The 15,059-nt window shown below is 62.9% G+C and carries 16 protein-coding genes and 1 other RNA gene; 10 read left to right on the forward strand and 7 right to left on the reverse strand.

Annotation, left to right across the window (positions count from 1 at the left end; all coding sequences use genetic code 11):
• Nucleotides 1-40 precede the first annotated feature (40 nt).
• The gene (locus tag AC1D08_RS15690; RefSeq protein ID WP_477227668.1) at nucleotides 41-1,606 is read left to right on the forward strand and encodes an MFS transporter; all 1,566 of its coding nucleotides are present in this window, start codon (nucleotides 41-43) and stop codon (nucleotides 1,604-1,606) included.
• Nucleotides 1,607-1,627: 21 nt separating this feature from the next.
• Here AC1D08_RS15690 and AC1D08_RS15695 read toward each other — a convergent pair whose 3' ends face one another.
• Nucleotides 1,628-2,467, reverse strand: coding sequence for an AAA family ATPase (locus AC1D08_RS15695; protein WP_477227669.1), 840 nt, complete (start codon nucleotides 2,465-2,467; stop codon nucleotides 1,628-1,630).
• Between the two features lie 250 nt (nucleotides 2,468-2,717).
• On the opposite strand from AC1D08_RS15695, the gene ssrS reads away from it, so the two are divergent.
• The 6 genes from ssrS to AC1D08_RS15725 all read left to right on the forward strand — a co-directional run bounded on the left by ssrS (nucleotide 2,718) and on the right by AC1D08_RS15725 (nucleotide 6,701).
• A non-coding RNA gene (ssrS, locus tag AC1D08_RS15700) (6S RNA) lies at nucleotides 2,718-2,873 on the forward strand.
• A 96-nt stretch (nucleotides 2,874-2,969) separates the two neighbouring features.
• Entirely contained in the window at nucleotides 2,970-3,557 is a 588-nt protein-coding gene (locus AC1D08_RS15705; RefSeq protein WP_457155536.1) for a 5-formyltetrahydrofolate cyclo-ligase, read from the forward strand.
• Nucleotides 3,558-3,633: 76 nt separating this feature from the next.
• Entirely contained in the window at nucleotides 3,634-4,464 is an 831-nt protein-coding gene (locus AC1D08_RS15710; RefSeq protein ID WP_477227671.1) for a TIGR00282 family metallophosphoesterase, read from the forward strand.
• Between the two features lie 64 nt (nucleotides 4,465-4,528).
• Nucleotides 4,529-5,296: a TerC family protein gene (locus AC1D08_RS15715; RefSeq protein ID WP_457155215.1), complete on the forward strand. Its 768-nt coding sequence runs from the start codon at nucleotides 4,529-4,531 to the stop codon at nucleotides 5,294-5,296.
• Between the two features lie 324 nt (nucleotides 5,297-5,620).
• Nucleotides 5,621-6,370, forward strand: coding sequence for a YebC/PmpR family DNA-binding transcriptional regulator (locus AC1D08_RS15720; RefSeq protein ID WP_184872386.1), 750 nt, complete (start codon nucleotides 5,621-5,623; stop codon nucleotides 6,368-6,370).
• 19 nt (nucleotides 6,371-6,389) lie between these two features.
• Nucleotides 6,390-6,701 (forward strand): Rdx family protein, encoded by a 312-nt coding sequence (locus tag AC1D08_RS15725; RefSeq protein ID WP_457154519.1) that lies wholly within the window; start codon nucleotides 6,390-6,392, stop codon nucleotides 6,699-6,701.
• Between the two features lie 83 nt (nucleotides 6,702-6,784).
• Here the strand turns inward: AC1D08_RS15725 and AC1D08_RS15730 are convergent, their stop codons facing one another.
• A complete protein-coding gene (locus tag AC1D08_RS15730) occupies nucleotides 6,785-7,264 on the reverse strand; it encodes an anthrone oxygenase family protein (RefSeq protein ID WP_457154518.1) in 480 nt (159 codons plus the stop codon).
• A gap of 1 nt (nucleotide 7,265) precedes the next feature.
• Nucleotides 7,266-8,099 carry a Rossmann-fold NAD(P)-binding domain-containing protein gene (locus tag AC1D08_RS15735; protein ID WP_457154517.1) on the reverse strand — a complete coding sequence of 278 codons (834 nt, stop codon included), beginning with the start codon at nucleotides 8,097-8,099 and terminating at the stop codon, nucleotides 7,266-7,268.
• 106 nt (nucleotides 8,100-8,205) lie between these two features.
• On the opposite strand from AC1D08_RS15735, the gene AC1D08_RS15740 reads away from it, so the two are divergent.
• Entirely contained in the window at nucleotides 8,206-8,847 is a 642-nt protein-coding gene (locus tag AC1D08_RS15740) for a TetR family transcriptional regulator (protein ID WP_457154516.1), read from the forward strand.
• 83 nt (nucleotides 8,848-8,930) lie between these two features.
• On the opposite strand, the gene rpmE is transcribed toward AC1D08_RS15740, so the two are convergent.
• Nucleotides 8,931-9,152: a 50S ribosomal protein L31 gene (rpmE, locus tag AC1D08_RS15745; protein ID WP_006327661.1), complete on the reverse strand. Its 222-nt coding sequence runs from the start codon at nucleotides 9,150-9,152 to the stop codon at nucleotides 8,931-8,933.
• A 207-nt stretch (nucleotides 9,153-9,359) separates the two neighbouring features.
• Between rpmE and AC1D08_RS15750 the strand changes: the two genes are divergently transcribed.
• A complete protein-coding gene (locus tag AC1D08_RS15750; protein ID WP_477423530.1) occupies nucleotides 9,360-11,159 on the forward strand; it encodes an ABC transporter transmembrane domain-containing protein in 1,800 nt (599 codons plus the stop codon).
• Nucleotides 11,160-11,195: 36 nt separating this feature from the next.
• Here the strand turns inward: AC1D08_RS15750 and AC1D08_RS15755 are convergent, their stop codons facing one another.
• On the reverse strand, nucleotides 11,196-12,683 hold the full coding sequence (locus AC1D08_RS15755; RefSeq protein ID WP_457154391.1) for a carboxypeptidase M32: 1,488 nt from the start codon (nucleotides 12,681-12,683) through the stop codon (nucleotides 11,196-11,198).
• Between the two features lie 142 nt (nucleotides 12,684-12,825).
• On the opposite strand from AC1D08_RS15755, the gene AC1D08_RS15760 reads away from it, so the two are divergent.
• Nucleotides 12,826-13,179: a DUF1304 domain-containing protein gene (locus tag AC1D08_RS15760; RefSeq protein WP_457154390.1), complete on the forward strand. Its 354-nt coding sequence runs from the start codon at nucleotides 12,826-12,828 to the stop codon at nucleotides 13,177-13,179.
• 165 nt (nucleotides 13,180-13,344) lie between these two features.
• Here AC1D08_RS15760 and AC1D08_RS15765 read toward each other — a convergent pair whose 3' ends face one another.
• Both AC1D08_RS15765 and AC1D08_RS15770 read right to left on the reverse strand, forming a co-directional pair.
• Nucleotides 13,345-13,779 carry a hypothetical protein gene (locus AC1D08_RS15765; protein ID WP_095084235.1) on the reverse strand — a complete coding sequence of 145 codons (435 nt, stop codon included), beginning with the start codon at nucleotides 13,777-13,779 and terminating at the stop codon, nucleotides 13,345-13,347.
• 248 nt (nucleotides 13,780-14,027) lie between these two features.
• On the reverse strand, nucleotides 14,028-15,059 hold the full coding sequence (locus tag AC1D08_RS15770) for a peptidoglycan -binding protein (protein ID WP_095084236.1): 1,032 nt from the start codon (nucleotides 15,057-15,059) through the stop codon (nucleotides 14,028-14,030).

Here is a 15,059-nt window from a genome sequence, read left to right on the forward strand (position 1 = left end):
CTTGGCTCACCTGCGAATGCTCCGATGGAAAGGGATTGTTATGCTTCAAATCGACCGAAACACCGTTGCGCTTGCGGGCGCTTGTCTTGCCTCGCTGCTGTTCGGCCTCGAAATCTCGAGCGTACCGGTGATCCTGCCGAAACTGGAAAGCGTGCTCGCCGCCGATTTCAAGGATCTGCAGTGGATCATGAATGCCTACACCATCGCCTGCACCACGGTGCTGATGGCGACGGGGACACTGGCGGACCGGTTTGGCCGCAAACGGGTGATGGTGACCACCACCATCGCATTCGGCTTTGCCTCCCTGCTGTGCGGCCTCGCACCGAGCGCGCCAATCCTGATCATTGCGCGTTTTTTGCAGGGGCTCGCCGGAGGAGCGATGTTCACCTGCAGCGTGGCCGTGCTGTCGCACCAATTTCAGGATGGTGGTGAACGTGGCAAGGCCTTCGTTGCCTGGAGCGTCGTCTCGGGCATCGGGTTGGGTCTCGGTCCCGCCATTGGTGGATTGATCGTCGCATTCTCGAGCTGGCAATGGGTGTTCCTCATCCATGTGCCGCTCGCGATCCTCGCCCTGGTCTTCATCGTCGCCGGTGTCACGGAATCACGCGATCACAACGCCCAGAAGCTCGATCGGGCCGGCATCCTGACGCTTTCGCTGGCGGTGTTCGGCTTTTCCTATCTGATCACGCAAGGCGCCGATCTCGGGTCCGGCGCCCGTGTCGGCGTGATCGTCGCGGCGATAGCGGCCTTCATCGGGTTTCTTGTTGCCGAAAGGGTCAATCCCTATCCGATGTTCGACTTCTCCGTCTTCCGCATCCGCCAATTTTCAGGCGCGATCATGGGCGGCATCGGCATGAATTTCAGCTACTGGCCGTTCATCATCTATCTGCCGATCTATTTTTCTGGCGTTCTGGGCTATGACAGCACCACGACCGGCCTGTTGCTGCTCGTCTACACGCTTCCCCTGATGCTGATGTCCTCGACCGCCGAGCGCCTGCGCGCGCGCTATCAGGCCCGCATTGCGATCCCGCTCGGGCTGTTGACATTGGGGATCGGTTTTATCTCGATGAGGATAGGCTCCGGGCTCGAGGGAGCCAATTGGGTGACGATGCTGCCCGGTACGCTGATCGCCGGCGTTGGCATCGGCCTGACCAATTCACCGACCACCAACACCACGACCGGATCGGTATCGCCGGATCGTGCCGGCATGGCCTCGGGAATCGATATCAGCGCACGCCTGATCACGCTCGCCATCAACATCGCGGTGCTGGGCCTGCTGTTGACGCAGGGGATCGTTTCTTATCTGCGGAACGCATTTGGCACGGCCTTCGACCCCGGCGAATTGCGCACGCTGGCGGAAAAGATCGCCACCGGAAACCTCGACGGCCTGACACAGCACTCGCCCAAGCTCACGGCCCTCGACCCATCCGGCGCCATCGCGCATGCAGCCCTGGTCAACGGTTTTGGCTGGGTCATGCTCTATAGCGGGATCGGCGTTCTAGCCCTTGCCGTCATCAGCTTCATCATCTTCGGTGTGAAGACTGCCGCGCCGCAGGAGGAAAGGGGGCAGCGTTCCGCTCAGACCGTTGGCGAGGTTCGCTCGTAGCGGACACCTGCACGGACAGTCTTAGCCCTGCCGCCTCGCCATGAAGGCCAGCCGCTCGAACAGATGCACGTCCTGTTCGTTCTTCAGAAGCGCGCCGTGCAGCTTGGGCAATGCGTTCTTCGGGTCGGCGCGCAGGTCTTCCGGTGCGATGTCGTCGGCGACCAGCAGGCGGATCCAGTCGAGCGCTTCCGAGGTCGACGGCTTCTTCTTCAGGCCGGGCACATCGCGGATCTCGTAGAACTGGGTCAGCGCCGCGCGCACAAGGTTCTGCTTGATGCCGGGATAGTGCACGTCGACGATTTTGTGCAGCGTCTCGACGTCGGGAAAGCGGATGTAGTGGAAGAAGCAGCGGCGCAGGAAGGCGTCCGGCAGTTCCTTCTCGTTGTTGGAGGTGATGATGACGATCGGCCTGACCGCGGCGCGAATGGTCTCGCCGGTCTCGTAGACGAAGAACTCCATCCGATCGAGTTCCTGCAGCAAATCGTTGGGGAACTCGATATCGGCCTTGTCGATCTCGTCGATCAGAAGCACGACCTTCTTGCCGGCCGAGAACGCCTCCCAAAGCTTACCGCGCTTGATGTAGTTCCTGATGTCGTTGAAGCGCTCGTCGCCGAGCTGGCTGTCGCGCAGCCGCGACACGGCATCGTATTCGTACAGGCCCTGCTGCGCCCTGGTGGTCGACTTGACGTGCCATTCTATCAGGTCGAGGCCAAGGGCTGCCGCAACTTGCCTGGCGAGTTCGGTCTTGCCGGTGCCGGGCTCGCCCTTGACCAGCAGGGGCCGTTCCAGCGCGATCGCGGCGTTGACCGCCACCATCAGATCCTTGTCGGCGACATAGGCCGCCGTGCCTTCGAAACGCATTGTTGCTCCTTAGAGTGGTTCGCCGTTTCACGGAAACGTCGAACCGCTCTATCTCTTTGTTTTGACGCAATTCCGGACGGAAACCGTCCACACTTTTCCTGGAATTGCTCTTGGTTGGTCATGACGACCGTAAGGACGCGGCTCCGCCTGTGCAAGGGTGGCTTGTCGGCGGCAGCGAGGGGCGCGGATCCGCCACGGAAAGAATGTCATCTCTCTGGCGCTTAGCCGACCAGCAGCCTATATTGGTCGGGACGGTCTGTGCTTCCCGGCAGGAGAACATTTTCCCCGGGGCCTTAACGATCCTTAGGGAGCTGTCCCTGGGAAGACCCGTGGGTTTTCTCACACGGCGCCCACCTACTTTGTAGGTTCCCGGGATCGCTCTCTCCACCGGTTGTGTGGATCGTCACTTTTCGCAACGCATCCATGTCTTTCGGTGGATGATGCGGTAGAAAACGTCGCTCCTAAAGCTCCACCGAAATCTGACCTTTTCTATCGTCTGCACATGACATCCTCAAAACACCTGAAAAAGCAGCTTCGGCTCAAGGCACTCGGGCGCCGCGACGCGCTCGATGAATTCTGGCGAGTGGAGATCGCCCTCGAAATGGCCGAGACGGCGCGCGATCACCTCGCTGTCGAGCCGGGTCAGATCGTCTCCGGCTTCTGGCCGATGCGCTCGGAAGTCGACGTCCGGCCGCTGATGTTCGCCTTGCGCGAGAAGGGAGCCAGGCTTTGCCTGCCGGCGATCCTCGACAAGACCACCATCGTCTTTCGCGAATTGGTGCGCGGCGCGCCGATGGTCGAGATGGGTTTCGGCACTGTCGGCCCGCATGAGGAGGCCGAGGTGCTCGACCCCACGGTGATGCTGGTGCCGCTCGCCGCTTTCGACGCGCGCGGCCATCGCATCGGCTATGGTGCCGGCTACTACGACCGCGCCATCGCCAAGCTGGTCGACAAGGGGCTGCCGCCCAGATTGATCGGCATCGCCTTCGACTGCCAGGAGGTGGGGCTGGTGCCAGATGAGGACCACGACGTCGTCATCCCGGAAATACTCACGGAGAGTGGGTTGCGCCGCTTCGCGCCAAAATTGTAGACAAGCGCAATGGACGCATGATCTTTTCACAGACGTCATGCAGCTTTTGCTTCGCTGACATTCGGTGCGGGATCATATGAGACTTCTCTTCCTCGGCGACATGGTTGGAAAAACGGGACGCACGGCAGTGTGGGAACAACTGCCGGGACTGATCTCCGATTTCAAACTCGATTTCGTCATCGTCAACGGCGAGAATGCCGCCGGCGGCTTTGGCATCACCGAAGAGATCTTTCGCGAAACGATCGCGGCGGGCGCCGATGTTGTCACCACCGGCAACCATGTCTGGGACCAGCGCGACGCGCTGGCCTTCGCGCCGCGCGAAGAGCGCTTTCTGCGCCCCTCCAATTTCCCCAAGGGCACGCCCGGACGCGGCTCCGGCGTCTACATCGCCAGGAGCGGTGCGCGCGTGCTGGTCGCCAACATCATGGGCCGGGTGTTCATGCACCCCGAACTCGACGATCCGTTCCAGGCCGGTGAGCGCGAACTGGCCGCCTGTCCGCTCGGCGAGCAGGCGGATGCCGTGATCATCGACTTCCATGCCGAGGCGACTTCGGAAAAGATGTGCTTTGCGCATTTCGTCGATGGCCGCGCCAGTCTCGTCGTCGGCACCCACACGCACCAGCCGACCGGCGATCACCAGATCCTCAATGGCGGCACGGGTTACATTTCCGACGCCGGCATGTGTGGCGACTACGATTCCTCGCTCGGCATGGACAAGGAGGAACCGCTCAACCGGTTCCTGTCGAAAGTGCCGAAAGGGCGTTTCGAGGCAGCAACCGGACCGGCGACATTGTGCGGCGTCGGCGTCGATATTTCCGACCGCACGGGGCTTACCGAGAGGATCGCGCCGTTTCGTCGCGGCCCGCGGCTGGAGGAAACCGCACCGTCCTTCTGGTCGCGACATTGATATGGACGCAAGCAGTACCTAATTGCCGGCGACACTGCTCTAGATCGTAGAGGGGACGACCTCCATGCAGCTCATCGAATTCCTGGCGCCGCATTTTCACTTTGTCTCCGATCCAACGGCCTGGGTCGCGCTGCTGACGCTGGTGGTGCTGGAGATCGTGCTCGGCATCGACAATCTGATCTTCATCTCGATCCTGACCAACAAGCTGCCGGAAGCGCAAAGGGCGCGCGCCCGCCGGCTCGGCATCTCGGCGGCGCTGATCATGCGGCTGGTGCTGCTGGCCACGATTTCGATCATCGTCCAGCTGACGACGCCGGTGTTCACCGCCTTCGGTCACGGGTTTTCCTGGCGCGACCTGATCCTGATTGCCGGCGGCCTGTTCCTGGTTTGGAAGGCGACCAAGGAGATCCATCACACGGTCGATCCCGACGATCACCGGGACACGATGCTGGGTGAGACCCTGCAGATCAGCCTCGCCGGCGCGATCTTCCAGATCCTGCTGCTCGACCTCGTCTTCTCCATAGATTCGATCATCACCGCCGTCGGCATGACCGACGAGATCGCCATCATGTACATTGCCGTGATCGTCGCGGTCAGCGTGATGATGCTGGCGGCCGGACCGCTGGCAAATTTCATCGCCAAGAACCCGAGCATCGTCATGTTGGCGCTGGGCTTCCTGCTGATGATCGGCATGACGCTGATCGCCGACGGCATGGGCTACCATGTGCCCAAGGGTTACATCTACGCGGCGATGGGTTTTTCGGCCTTGGTCGAAGGGCTCAACATGCTGGCGCGGCGACGGAGAAAAGCGAAGTCCGGCGAGGGACATTGAGGTTGGCAAGAGCATAGCCGCGTCACGAGACCTTGGAGTTTGTCGCTGTCGCGTAGGATCGCTGGATCAGCCGACATGCCAGCCCTGCGATCAGCATCATAGACCGGCTGAAGTCCGACCTGAAGGCGTGAGCGATTGCGGCGGCCTCGCGGCTGGACGAATTGAGCCGATTTATCTATAAGCCGGCCATTCCGACAGAGAACGCCGTGCTTCCACGAGTTGCACCTGGGACGCTCTGAAATTTTGAATTCGAGCATTTTGCAGAAGACGAGGTGAGATCGCCTCGCTTCGGGATGCTCTAGCCGAGAAGACGACAGGGGTGCCATGGCTGGCCATTCACAGTTCAAGAACATCATGCACCGCAAGGGCCGCCAGGATGCGGTGCGGTCGAAAATGTTTTCCAAGCTGGCGCGCGAAATCACCGTTGCCGCCAAGAGCGGGACGCCCGATCCATCGATGAACCCGCGCCTGCGCCTGGCCGTGCAGAACGCCAAGGCGGTGTCGATGCCGAAGGACAACATCCAGCGCGCCATCAACAAGGCCTCGATGGGCGATGCCGAGAATTACGAAGCCGTGCGCTATGAGGGCTATGGACCCGGCGGCGTCGCGGTCATCGTCGAAGCGCTGACCGACAACCGCAACCGTTCGGCCTCGAACGTGCGCGCCGCCTTCACCAAGGCCGGCGGGGCGATGGGCGAAACCGGTTCGGTGTCGTTCATGTGGGATCGTGCCGGCGAGATCTATTATCCGGCATCGGCTGGCAGCGCTGATAAGGTGATGGACGCGGCGATTGAAGCCGGCGCCGACGACGTGGAATCCGATGAGGAAGGCCACACGATCTACTGCGCTTTCGAGAATCTCGGCGAAGTGTCGAAGGCGCTGGAAGCCTCGCTCGGTGAAGCTGAATCGGTGAAGCCGATCTGGAAGCCGCAGAACAGCGTTCCGGTCGACGAGGATCGGGCACAGTCGCTGATGAAGCTGGTCGCCACGCTCGAGGATGACGATGACGTTCAAAGCGTCTACGCCAACTTCGAAGTCGACGACGAGACCATGGCCAAGCTCAGCGCGGCATGAGCGGAGCTCAGCCAGAGACATGAGCGAAGCTCAGCTTCCCGCCATCCGCATCACCTATTGCACGCAGTGCCAGTGGCTGCTGCGTGCCGGCTGGATGGCGCAGGAGCTGTTGTCGACCTTCGGCACCGATCTGGGCGAAGTGACGCTGGTGCCCGGCACCGGCGGCATCTTCACCATTTCCTGCAATGATACGCTGGTCTGGGACCGCGAGCGCGACGGCGGCTTTCCGGAAGCGGCCAAGCTCAAGCAACTGGTCCGTGATGTCATCGACCCAGATCGCGATCTCGGCCATTCCGACCGCAAGGGTCATACGCAAGAAGACCCCGCCTGAGCAGGATCTTTTGCATTTCGCAGAACGCTTCTCTCTTTGTCTCGACGCAAATCCGGACGGTTACGCACTTTTCCTGGAGTTGCTTAGAGCAACGAGAGAATGAAGCAGGCCATCGCCATGATGGCGGTGATGGTGCGGACATGGTTCCACATCACCCATTGGCTCAGATGGTTCGCCCACACAGCGGCGCCGTTGCTGCTGGCCGGGTCGACGGCGGCGAGCGCATCGTTGAGCGGCACGTTGAAGATCATGGTCACGATCGGATTGCCGATCAGGTAGATCACCGCGCCGGCAAGCAACCAGTACGAGCCGGACTGGCTCCAGCCCATGATGGCGGCGGCGATAAGCACCAGACAGAGCAGGCCAGTACCGAAAAGCGCCGTCATGAAGGTCGGGGTGATCACCGTGACGTTGATCGAATTCATCGCCGCGATGCCGCTGGGGACGGGCAGTCGAGCAAGCGCCGCCATGACGAAATTGGAAAAGGCGAAAAACACGCCGCCGACGACCCCCGAGCCGATTGCGGCAATGATGGTAAGGGTGGGAAGAAGTTTCGTGATCATGTCAGTTGCTCCAGATTCGGCTAGCGGCGGTTTCGGTTGCGTAGACGGAGAAGTCTTTCGGTGCACGGCCAAGCACGCGCTGGACGCCGTCGGCCAGCGTCTCGTTGCGGCCGTCAAGCACTTCGGTGAACAGCTCGTTGAGCAGCCAGGCGAATTCGGGCGGCAGGTCGTGCGCGGCCACGGCGGCGGTGAATTCTTCATGCGAAATCCTGACAAAGCGGATATCGCGCCCGGCGGCCTTGCCAATCTCGGCGACGGCGTCGGCGAAGCTCAGCAGCCGCGGCCCGGTCAGTTCATAGAGCTGGCCGGCATGCCCTGCCTCAGTCAGCACGGCAAAGGCGACGTCGGCGATGTCATCGGCATCGACGAACGGCTCGCCGACATTGCCGACCGGCAAAGCCACTTCGCCCTCAGCCAAGGACTCGACAAGGAAGCCTTCGCTGAAGTTCTGCGAGAACCAGGCGCAGCGCAGGATCGTCCAGTCGGCGCCAGAGGCCTTCAGCATCTCTTCGGAACGCTGGGCTTCCACCTCGCCACGCCCGGACAGCAGCACCAGCCGGGTGATGCCGTTTTGTACGGCAAGCCTGGCGAAGGCGCCGATCACCTCGGCGGCACCCGGCACGGCCAGATCGGGATAGTAGCTGATGTAGACGGCGCTGACGCCTTGCATTGCCGGGCCCCAGGTCGCGGGGACCTCCCAGTCGAAGCGCGGGGTGCCCGAGCGCGATCCGATGCGCACCGGCACGCCTTGCGCCGTCAACCGCTCGGCAAGGCGGCGGCCGGTCTTGCCGGTGCCGCCGAGGATCAGGATGGGTTTTGTTGTCGTGTTGTTCATAGCTGTTTTCCTCTGTTTCAAAACATGAGTAATCCTCACATTTGCAAAACGTGATAAACCCTCGTATTTTGCGAGTCAAGCGATTTTGTTGGCATTGGAGATAACCATGGAAGACACGGCCGCGCCGGTTTCGTCACAGGAGCAGATTGCTTCGCCGCGCCGGGCGCCGAGCCAGCAGCGCAGCCGCGAGCGGGTCGAACGCATGCTCGCCGCCGCCTCGGCGCTGATTGCCGAGCAAGGCAGCGACGCCATGCGCATGGGCGAAGTGGCGGAACGGGCAGGGGTGTCGATCGGCTCGCTCTACCAGTTCTTTCCGGACAAGCGGGCGATCGTCTGGGCGCTGGCCGAGCGCTACACCGCCGAAAGCCAGGCGTGCATCTCGGCGGCACTCGCCGATGTCGGCGACGCCGAAGGCCTGCGCCAAGCGTTTTCGGAGCTGGTCGATATCTACTACGGGCTGTTCTTGGCCGAGCCGGTGATGCGCGACATCTGGTCGGGCACGCAGGCCGACAAGGCGCTGCGCCAACTCGAACTCGCCGACAGCCGGGCCAACGCCGAATTCCTCACCGCGGTGCTGAAGCGGCTGCGGCCGGCAGTCGATCCGACGGCGCTGGAAACCACGGCGTTCCTGGTCTGGCAGATGGGCGAGGCCGCCGTCCGGCTGGCGATCTCGGTCGACAGGCAAGAGGGCGACAGACTGGTGGTTGCTTACAAGCGGATGGCGCTGCGGGAACTGTTGGCCGAGTAGGACGCGATGGAAGGTCGAATGCGGTCAACAAAAAAACCCGCCACAAGGGCGGGTTTTTCGATCTGCGAAAAAGGTCGTCGGGCTTAGAGGCCGAAACCTTCGAAACGCTTCTTGAACTTCGACAGGCGACCGCCGCGGTCGAGCAGGGTCTGCTGGCCGCCGGTCCAGGCCGGGTGGGTCGTCGGGTCGATATCGAGGTTCATCGTATCGCCTTCCTTGCCCCAGGTCGAACGGGTCATGTATTCGGTGCCGTCGGTCATGACGACCTTGATGGTGTGGTAATCGGGATGGATGTCGGTCTTCATGGTTCGGTTCCTGGCTTGCCGGCGCTGCCGACGGGCATAAGCCTGCGTCGATGCGCCCCTTTTTAAAACTCGAAGCCGCAGCTATTGAGGAGCCACGGCTTCTAAAACGGTCGGCGAGCCTATACATCAGCCGGAATTGAATCACAAGGCCGCGGCAAGCGCATATATTGAGGCGCATAGCCAGAGGCGGCTAGAGGAAACGCAGGAATGGCGCAAACCAGCAGCGCAGACGAGCGCCGGCGCTCGCTCAAGCCGCTCAGGCGCCTGTTCCCGTACATCACGCATTATCGCACGCTGGTCGTCGGCGCGCTCATTTCGCTGGTCATCGCCGCGGCAACGACGCTGGCGCTGCCGCTGGCCGTGCGGCGCATGATCGATCATGGTTTCTCGTCGGCCAACACCATCTTCATCGCCGAATATTTCGCAGCCCTGGTGGCGATGGCCGCCGTGCTGGCGGCCGCCTCGGCCAGCCGCTACTATTTCGTCATCACGCTCGGCGAGCGCGTCGTCGCCGATATCAGGCGCGATGTCTTTACCCATGTGACGACGCTGTCGCCGTCCTTCTTCGACACCGCCCAGTCGGGCGAGATCGTGTCGCGGCTCGCCGCAGACACCACGCAGGTCAAGTCGGCGGTCGGGGCGACAGCCTCGGTGGCGCTGCGCAACGTCATTCTCGGCCTTGGCGCGTTGGGGATGATGGTCGTCACCAGCCCGAAACTGTCCGGCCTGGTCATTGCGGCCATTCCGGTCATCGTGCTGCCGCTGGTCGCCTTCGGTCGCTCGGTGCGGCGCAAGTCGCGGCAGGCGCAGGATACGCTTGCCGATGCCACCGCCTATGCCAGCGAACAGATCGGCGCGGTGCGCACCTTGCAGGCCTTCACCAATGAAAAGCTCGTCACCGGGCATTTCTCGGGCGCGGTGGAAGCCGCTTTCGAGGCGGCGCGTGCCTCGATCTTCGCGCGCTCCTTCCTCACCTTCTTTGCCATTTTCACCATCTTCTCGTCCGTCGTGGCGGTGCTGTGGTTCGGCTCGCGCGACGTGCTCGACGGCAATCTGTCGCCAGGCACGCTCGGCCAGTTCCTGCTCTATTCGGTGTTTGCCGCCGGTGCGCTCGGCGCGCTGTCGGAGGTCTGGGGCGAGCTGGCACAGGCGGCGGGTGCTGCCGAACGCCTGACCGAGATCCTGGCCGAGAAGCCGGCAATCCAGGCGCCGGCCGATCCGAAGCCGCTGCCTGCCGTCGCCAAGGGCGCGATCGCCTTCGATGACGTCTCCTTCTCCTATCCGGCAAGGCCGGACCGCGCTGCCGTGCACGGCTTGAGCTTTCAGGTCATGCCCGGCGAGACGGTGGCGATCGTCGGTCCGTCAGGGGCCGGCAAGAGCACGGTCTTTTCGCTGATCCTGCGCTTCTACGATCCTGAAACCGGCAAGATCCTGATCGATGGCGTCGATGTACGCGAAGCCGATCCCGTCTCGGTCCGCGAACGCATCGCCATCGTGCCGCAGGACGTCACCATCTTCGCGGCAAGCGCGCGCGACAATATCGGCTTTGGCCGGCCGGGCGCCAGTGAGGCCCAGATCGAGACGGCGGCGAAGGATGCGCTCGCCGACGAATTCATCCTCAAGCTCGAAAAAGGCTATGACAGCCAGGTCGGCGAGCGCGGGGTGACACTGTCCGGCGGCCAGCGCCAACGGGTGGCGATCGCTCGCGCCATCCTGCGCGACGCGCCGATCCTGCTGCTCGACGAGGCGACCTCGGCGCTCGACGCCGAAAGCGAGACGCTGGTGCAGATGGCGCTGGAACGGCTGATGCAGGGCCGCACCACCATCGTCATCGCCCACCGGCTGGCGACGGTGTTGAAGGCCGACAGGATCCTGGTCATGGATGGCGGCCGCATCGTCGAGGAAGGCACGCATCAGAGCCTCGTCGCCAAGGGCGGCATCTACGCGCGGCTGGCCAAGCTGCAGTTCGAAACCGGCGCCAGCGCCTTCAGGGGCGCGGCGGAGTAGTCGCAAACATCTGCCCCCCTGATGTGCCGACAGCCCTTACGCGGCTCCGTATCGCTGCTTCAGATGGTTGACGAAATAGCTGGCGTCGAGCTTTTCGCCGGTGGCGCGTTCGAGCAGATCTGGTGTCGACCAGCGAGACCCCTGCGACCAGATTTTTTCGCGACGCCAGGCGTTGATTGACGCGAAATTGCCTTTGGCGAGATCGTCATCGGCGGAAGGATGCTCACGCGTCAGCGCCGCCCATTGCTGTGCCGCCATCATCGCGCCCAGCGTGTAGGACGGGAAGTAGCCGAAGGCGGCACCCGGCCAGTGCACGTCCTGCATCGGCCCGTCGGCCGGATTGTCGATGGTCGAGAGGCCGAGATAGTCGCGCATCTTGGCGTCCCAGGCTTCTGGGAGTTCTGCCACCTCCAGCCTGCCCGAGACGAGCTCCTGCTCCAGTTCGTAGCGCAGGATGACATGCAGCGGGTAGGTCACCTCGTCGGCATCGACACGGATCAGGCCGCGCTCGACGTGATGCACATGCGGCAGGATGTCGTCGAGCGACCAGGCTTCGCCGAGATGCTTTTCGACCACCGGCAGCGCCCAGCGCCAGAAGGCCGGGTTGCGGCCGAGCTGCTTTTCGACGAACAGGCTCTGGCTTTCATGCACGGCCATGCCGCGCGCCTTGCCGAGCGGCCAGTGCCCCCATGCCTTCGGCAGGTTCTGTTCGTACAGCGCATGGCCGGTCTCGTGCAGCACGCCCATCAATGCCGACAGGAAGTCCGAGGTTTTGTAGCGGGTGGTGATGCGCACGTCGCTCGGCACGCCGCCGCAGAAGGGATGGTGCGATACTGACAGCGACCCGTGCGTCAGGTCGAAGCCGACCGCCGTCATCATGGCAAGGCCGAGCTCGCGTTGCCGGTCGATCGCATAGGTCCCCGAAAGCGGCTTCAGCGGGCGCTTGCGCAGCCGGGCTTCCTGTATCGCCAGCGCCTCCGGCACGAAGCCTTTCAGGAAAGCCTTGAGGTCGGTGAAGACAGGCGTGATGTCGGCGGCGCGGTTGCCGGGGTCGTATTGCTCCATGAGCGCGTCATAAGGGGCAAGACCGAGCACGTCGGCACGCAGCGCCGCCTCTTCGCGCACCAGCGCCACCACGCCCTCCAGCGCCGGCAGGAAGCCTGCCCAGTCGTTCTTGGCGCGCAGGTCGCGCCACAGCTGCTCGCAACGCATGCGCGCGGTGGTCTGACGTTCGACGAACTCGACCGGCAGGCAGGTCAGGTTGGTGTACTGCCGCCGCAATTCGGCGACCGCGGCCCGTTGCTCCTCACTCAACGCTTCCTGTTCGGCCGCGGCGAGCCAGTCGGCGATTTCCGGCGCCGTTGCCCTGGTGTGGTACATGCCGGCCAGCGCCGACATTGCCTCGGCGCGCTTCTCGCCGCCACCGACAGCCATATGGGTGGCCTCGTCGGCGCCGAGAATGGCCAGCGCATGCTCGAGCGCTTCGAGCTTGTGGCCGAGATCATCGAGTTTCTGAAAGGACATGGCAGGTTCCGTGATTGAGGACGGCGCGAAAAGATACCAACGCAAAAGCGTTTGCAAGCCTGCGGCCCTGTGCGGTGGAAGCATCTTGCACAGGTGAGGTCACGCGTGAAATGCTGCCGGCCACGCCTGAAGGGGGAACAACATGATCGGCAACATCCTGGTCGGACTGGTGGCCTTGATCCATGTCTACATCGTCTATCTCGAAATGGTGCTGTGGGACACGCCGCGCGGGCACAAGGCGTTCAATCTGAAGCCGGAATTCGCCAGCGCCTCGAAGGTGCTCGCCGCCAATCAGGGTCTCTACAACGGCTTCCTCGCCGCCGGCCTGATCTGGGGGCTTTTCCTCGGGACAGCCGGTTTTCAGGTCAAGGTTTTCTTCCTGTTGTGCGTGGCCATTGCCGGCCTCTATGGCGCGGCAACGGTTGGCCGCAAGATCCTGTTCATTCAGACCGTGCCGGCGGTCGTCGCCCTGATTGCCGTCTGGCTTGGTTGGTAGGAAACTGGGCTGGCAGGAACCTGGGCTGGTAGCAAGCTGGGCCGAGGGAAAAAGGACGCCCGCGGGAGAGGGGGCCCCGAGGGCGCCAGGTGGTCCTTTCCTGGCGCAGGATCTCGGAAGGAATCATGCGCGAGATCGAAGTGCTAGAGCTTGGCGTTCAAGCTTTCAGCCGTTCGGATAGTTTCCGCCGTCGGAGCCATCGCCCATCAGGAAATCGCTGCCAATACCGACCCTCAGACGCTGGTCGACATTGTCGAGACGGCGCAGCAGCTCATGGTATTGCGCGGCCGGTATCCTGCCGTGATCCGATGCCGCTATCTTCTCGGCCGCCTGACTGATGCGGACCGTCCGCATTTCCAGGCGTTCGGCGACGGCGGGCGTGATGTTGTTGGCCTGCCTTGCATCGACTATGCCCTGGCGGACGCCTTGAACCTGTTGGATGAGTCCTTCGACGCGCGGCCCCGTAAAGTCGGTCGGATCGCCGGCGTCCAGAGCGCCTCTGTGATGGCCCGCGGCATAGGCGCCGGCAAGCGGAACGGCGATGAGGACCGCCGTGAGTGTTGCAGTTCTAAGCGAGGTGCTGGGAATAAAAGAGCGCATCGTTGCGTTCTCCTCCTGAAGAGGAAGGCGGCGATTGTCTCGCCTGCCCTCCGGCTGCGGGCCGTCCGGTTCCGTCGCGTCGCGATGGGGTTCATCGCCGGCGGTTCTCGGCCCAGGTGGGGAAGCTAGGACCGCAATTCGACGATGTGTAATTAAAAAAAGATAATCTTTTCAGGCCTTGCCGGCCTTGCTCTACGCCCTAGAGTTGAGCCGGCGAACAAATTCGCGTGATGCCGCGTGATGATGGATCAACGTTCGGTGAGCTTCAGTTCAATACGCCGGTTCTTGTTGCGCGCCTCTTCGGTGTCGGCGGGGTCGAGCGGCTGGAACTCGCCGAAGCCGGCGGCGACCAGGCGGTTGGCCGGCACGCCGTTCTCGATCAGGAACTTCACCACCGAGGTCGAACGCGCCGTCGACAGCTCCCAGTTGTCGCGGTAGCGGCCGGTGCCGGAGAGCGGCTTGTTGTCGGTATGGCCGTCGACGCGCAGCACCCAGTTGATCTCGGGCGGGATTTCCTTCTGCAATTCGATGATGGCGTCGGCAAGTTTCTTCATCTCCACCTTGCCGGCATCGTTGATCACTTCGGAGCCGGTCGGGAACAGCACTTCGGACTGGAAGACGAAGCGGTCGCCGACGATGCGGATGTTCTCGCGGTCGGCGAGGATCTCGCGCAAGCGGCCGAAGAAGTCGGAGCGGTAGCGGTTCAATTCCTGGACGCGCTGCGCCAGTGCGACGTTCAGGCGGCGGCCGAGATCGGCGATCTTGGTGTTGGAATCACGATCGCGGGTTTCGGAGACGTTGAGCGCATCCTCGAGCGCACCGATCTGCTTGCGCAGTGCTGCAATCTGCTGGTTGAGAATCTCGACCTGGCTCAGCGCCTGCTGACTGATCTGGCGCTGGCTGTCGAGTTCGCCCGAAAGTGCTACGGCACGCTGGTTGGCGGCGTCTCCGGCGCCGGCACCTTGCGCCAGCAATTGTTCGAGCCGGCTCTTTTCCGCTTCCGCCGCCGACAGCGAAGCCTGCAGATTGGCGAGCGAATCTTCCTTGTCCTGTGCCGTCGAGCGCTCCAGCGCCAGAAGCTGGGTCAACTCGTTGATCTGCGAATTGAGTCGCGAGAGCGCCGTGTCCTTGCCGGAGATTTCGCGGCCCAGCAGGAACTGCGCCAGCACGAAGACGGTGAGCAGGAACATGATCGCCAGAAGCAGCGTCGACAGCGCGTCGACGAAGCCCGGCCAGTAATCGATGCGGCGATCGGTGCGCCGTCCACGCGCCAGCGCCAC

The organism is Mesorhizobium sp. P2_E6 (genome assembly GCF_056403835.1).

Bases quoted from the DNA above. Each gene is read 5' to 3' on its own strand.
- AC1D08_RS15690 (WP_477227668.1), top strand. From the start codon at position 41: ATGCTTCAAATCGACCGAAACACCGTTGCGCTTGCGGGCGCTTGTCTT.
- AC1D08_RS15695 (WP_477227669.1), bottom strand. From the start codon at position 2,467: ATGCGTTTCGAAGGCACGGCGGCCTATGTCGCCGACAAGGATCTGATG.
- AC1D08_RS15705 (WP_457155536.1), top strand. From the start codon at position 2,970: ATGACATCCTCAAAACACCTGAAAAAGCAGCTTCGGCTCAAGGCACTC.
- AC1D08_RS15710 (WP_477227671.1), top strand. From the start codon at position 3,634: ATGAGACTTCTCTTCCTCGGCGACATGGTTGGAAAAACGGGACGCACG.
- AC1D08_RS15715 (WP_457155215.1), top strand. From the start codon at position 4,529: ATGCAGCTCATCGAATTCCTGGCGCCGCATTTTCACTTTGTCTCCGAT.
- AC1D08_RS15720 (WP_184872386.1), top strand. From the start codon at position 5,621: ATGGCTGGCCATTCACAGTTCAAGAACATCATGCACCGCAAGGGCCGC.
- AC1D08_RS15725 (WP_457154519.1), top strand. From the start codon at position 6,390: ATGAGCGAAGCTCAGCTTCCCGCCATCCGCATCACCTATTGCACGCAG.
- AC1D08_RS15730 (WP_457154518.1), bottom strand. From the start codon at position 7,264: ATGATCACGAAACTTCTTCCCACCCTTACCATCATTGCCGCAATCGGC.
- AC1D08_RS15735 (WP_457154517.1), bottom strand. From the start codon at position 8,099: ATGAACAACACGACAACAAAACCCATCCTGATCCTCGGCGGCACCGGC.
- AC1D08_RS15740 (WP_457154516.1), top strand. From the start codon at position 8,206: ATGGAAGACACGGCCGCGCCGGTTTCGTCACAGGAGCAGATTGCTTCG.
- rpmE (WP_006327661.1), bottom strand. From the start codon at position 9,152: ATGAAGACCGACATCCATCCCGATTACCACACCATCAAGGTCGTCATG.
- AC1D08_RS15750 (WP_477423530.1), top strand. From the start codon at position 9,360: ATGGCGCAAACCAGCAGCGCAGACGAGCGCCGGCGCTCGCTCAAGCCG.
- AC1D08_RS15755 (WP_457154391.1), bottom strand. From the start codon at position 12,683: ATGTCCTTTCAGAAACTCGATGATCTCGGCCACAAGCTCGAAGCGCTC.
- AC1D08_RS15760 (WP_457154390.1), top strand. From the start codon at position 12,826: ATGATCGGCAACATCCTGGTCGGACTGGTGGCCTTGATCCATGTCTAC.
- AC1D08_RS15765 (WP_095084235.1), bottom strand. From the start codon at position 13,779: ATGCGCTCTTTTATTCCCAGCACCTCGCTTAGAACTGCAACACTCACG.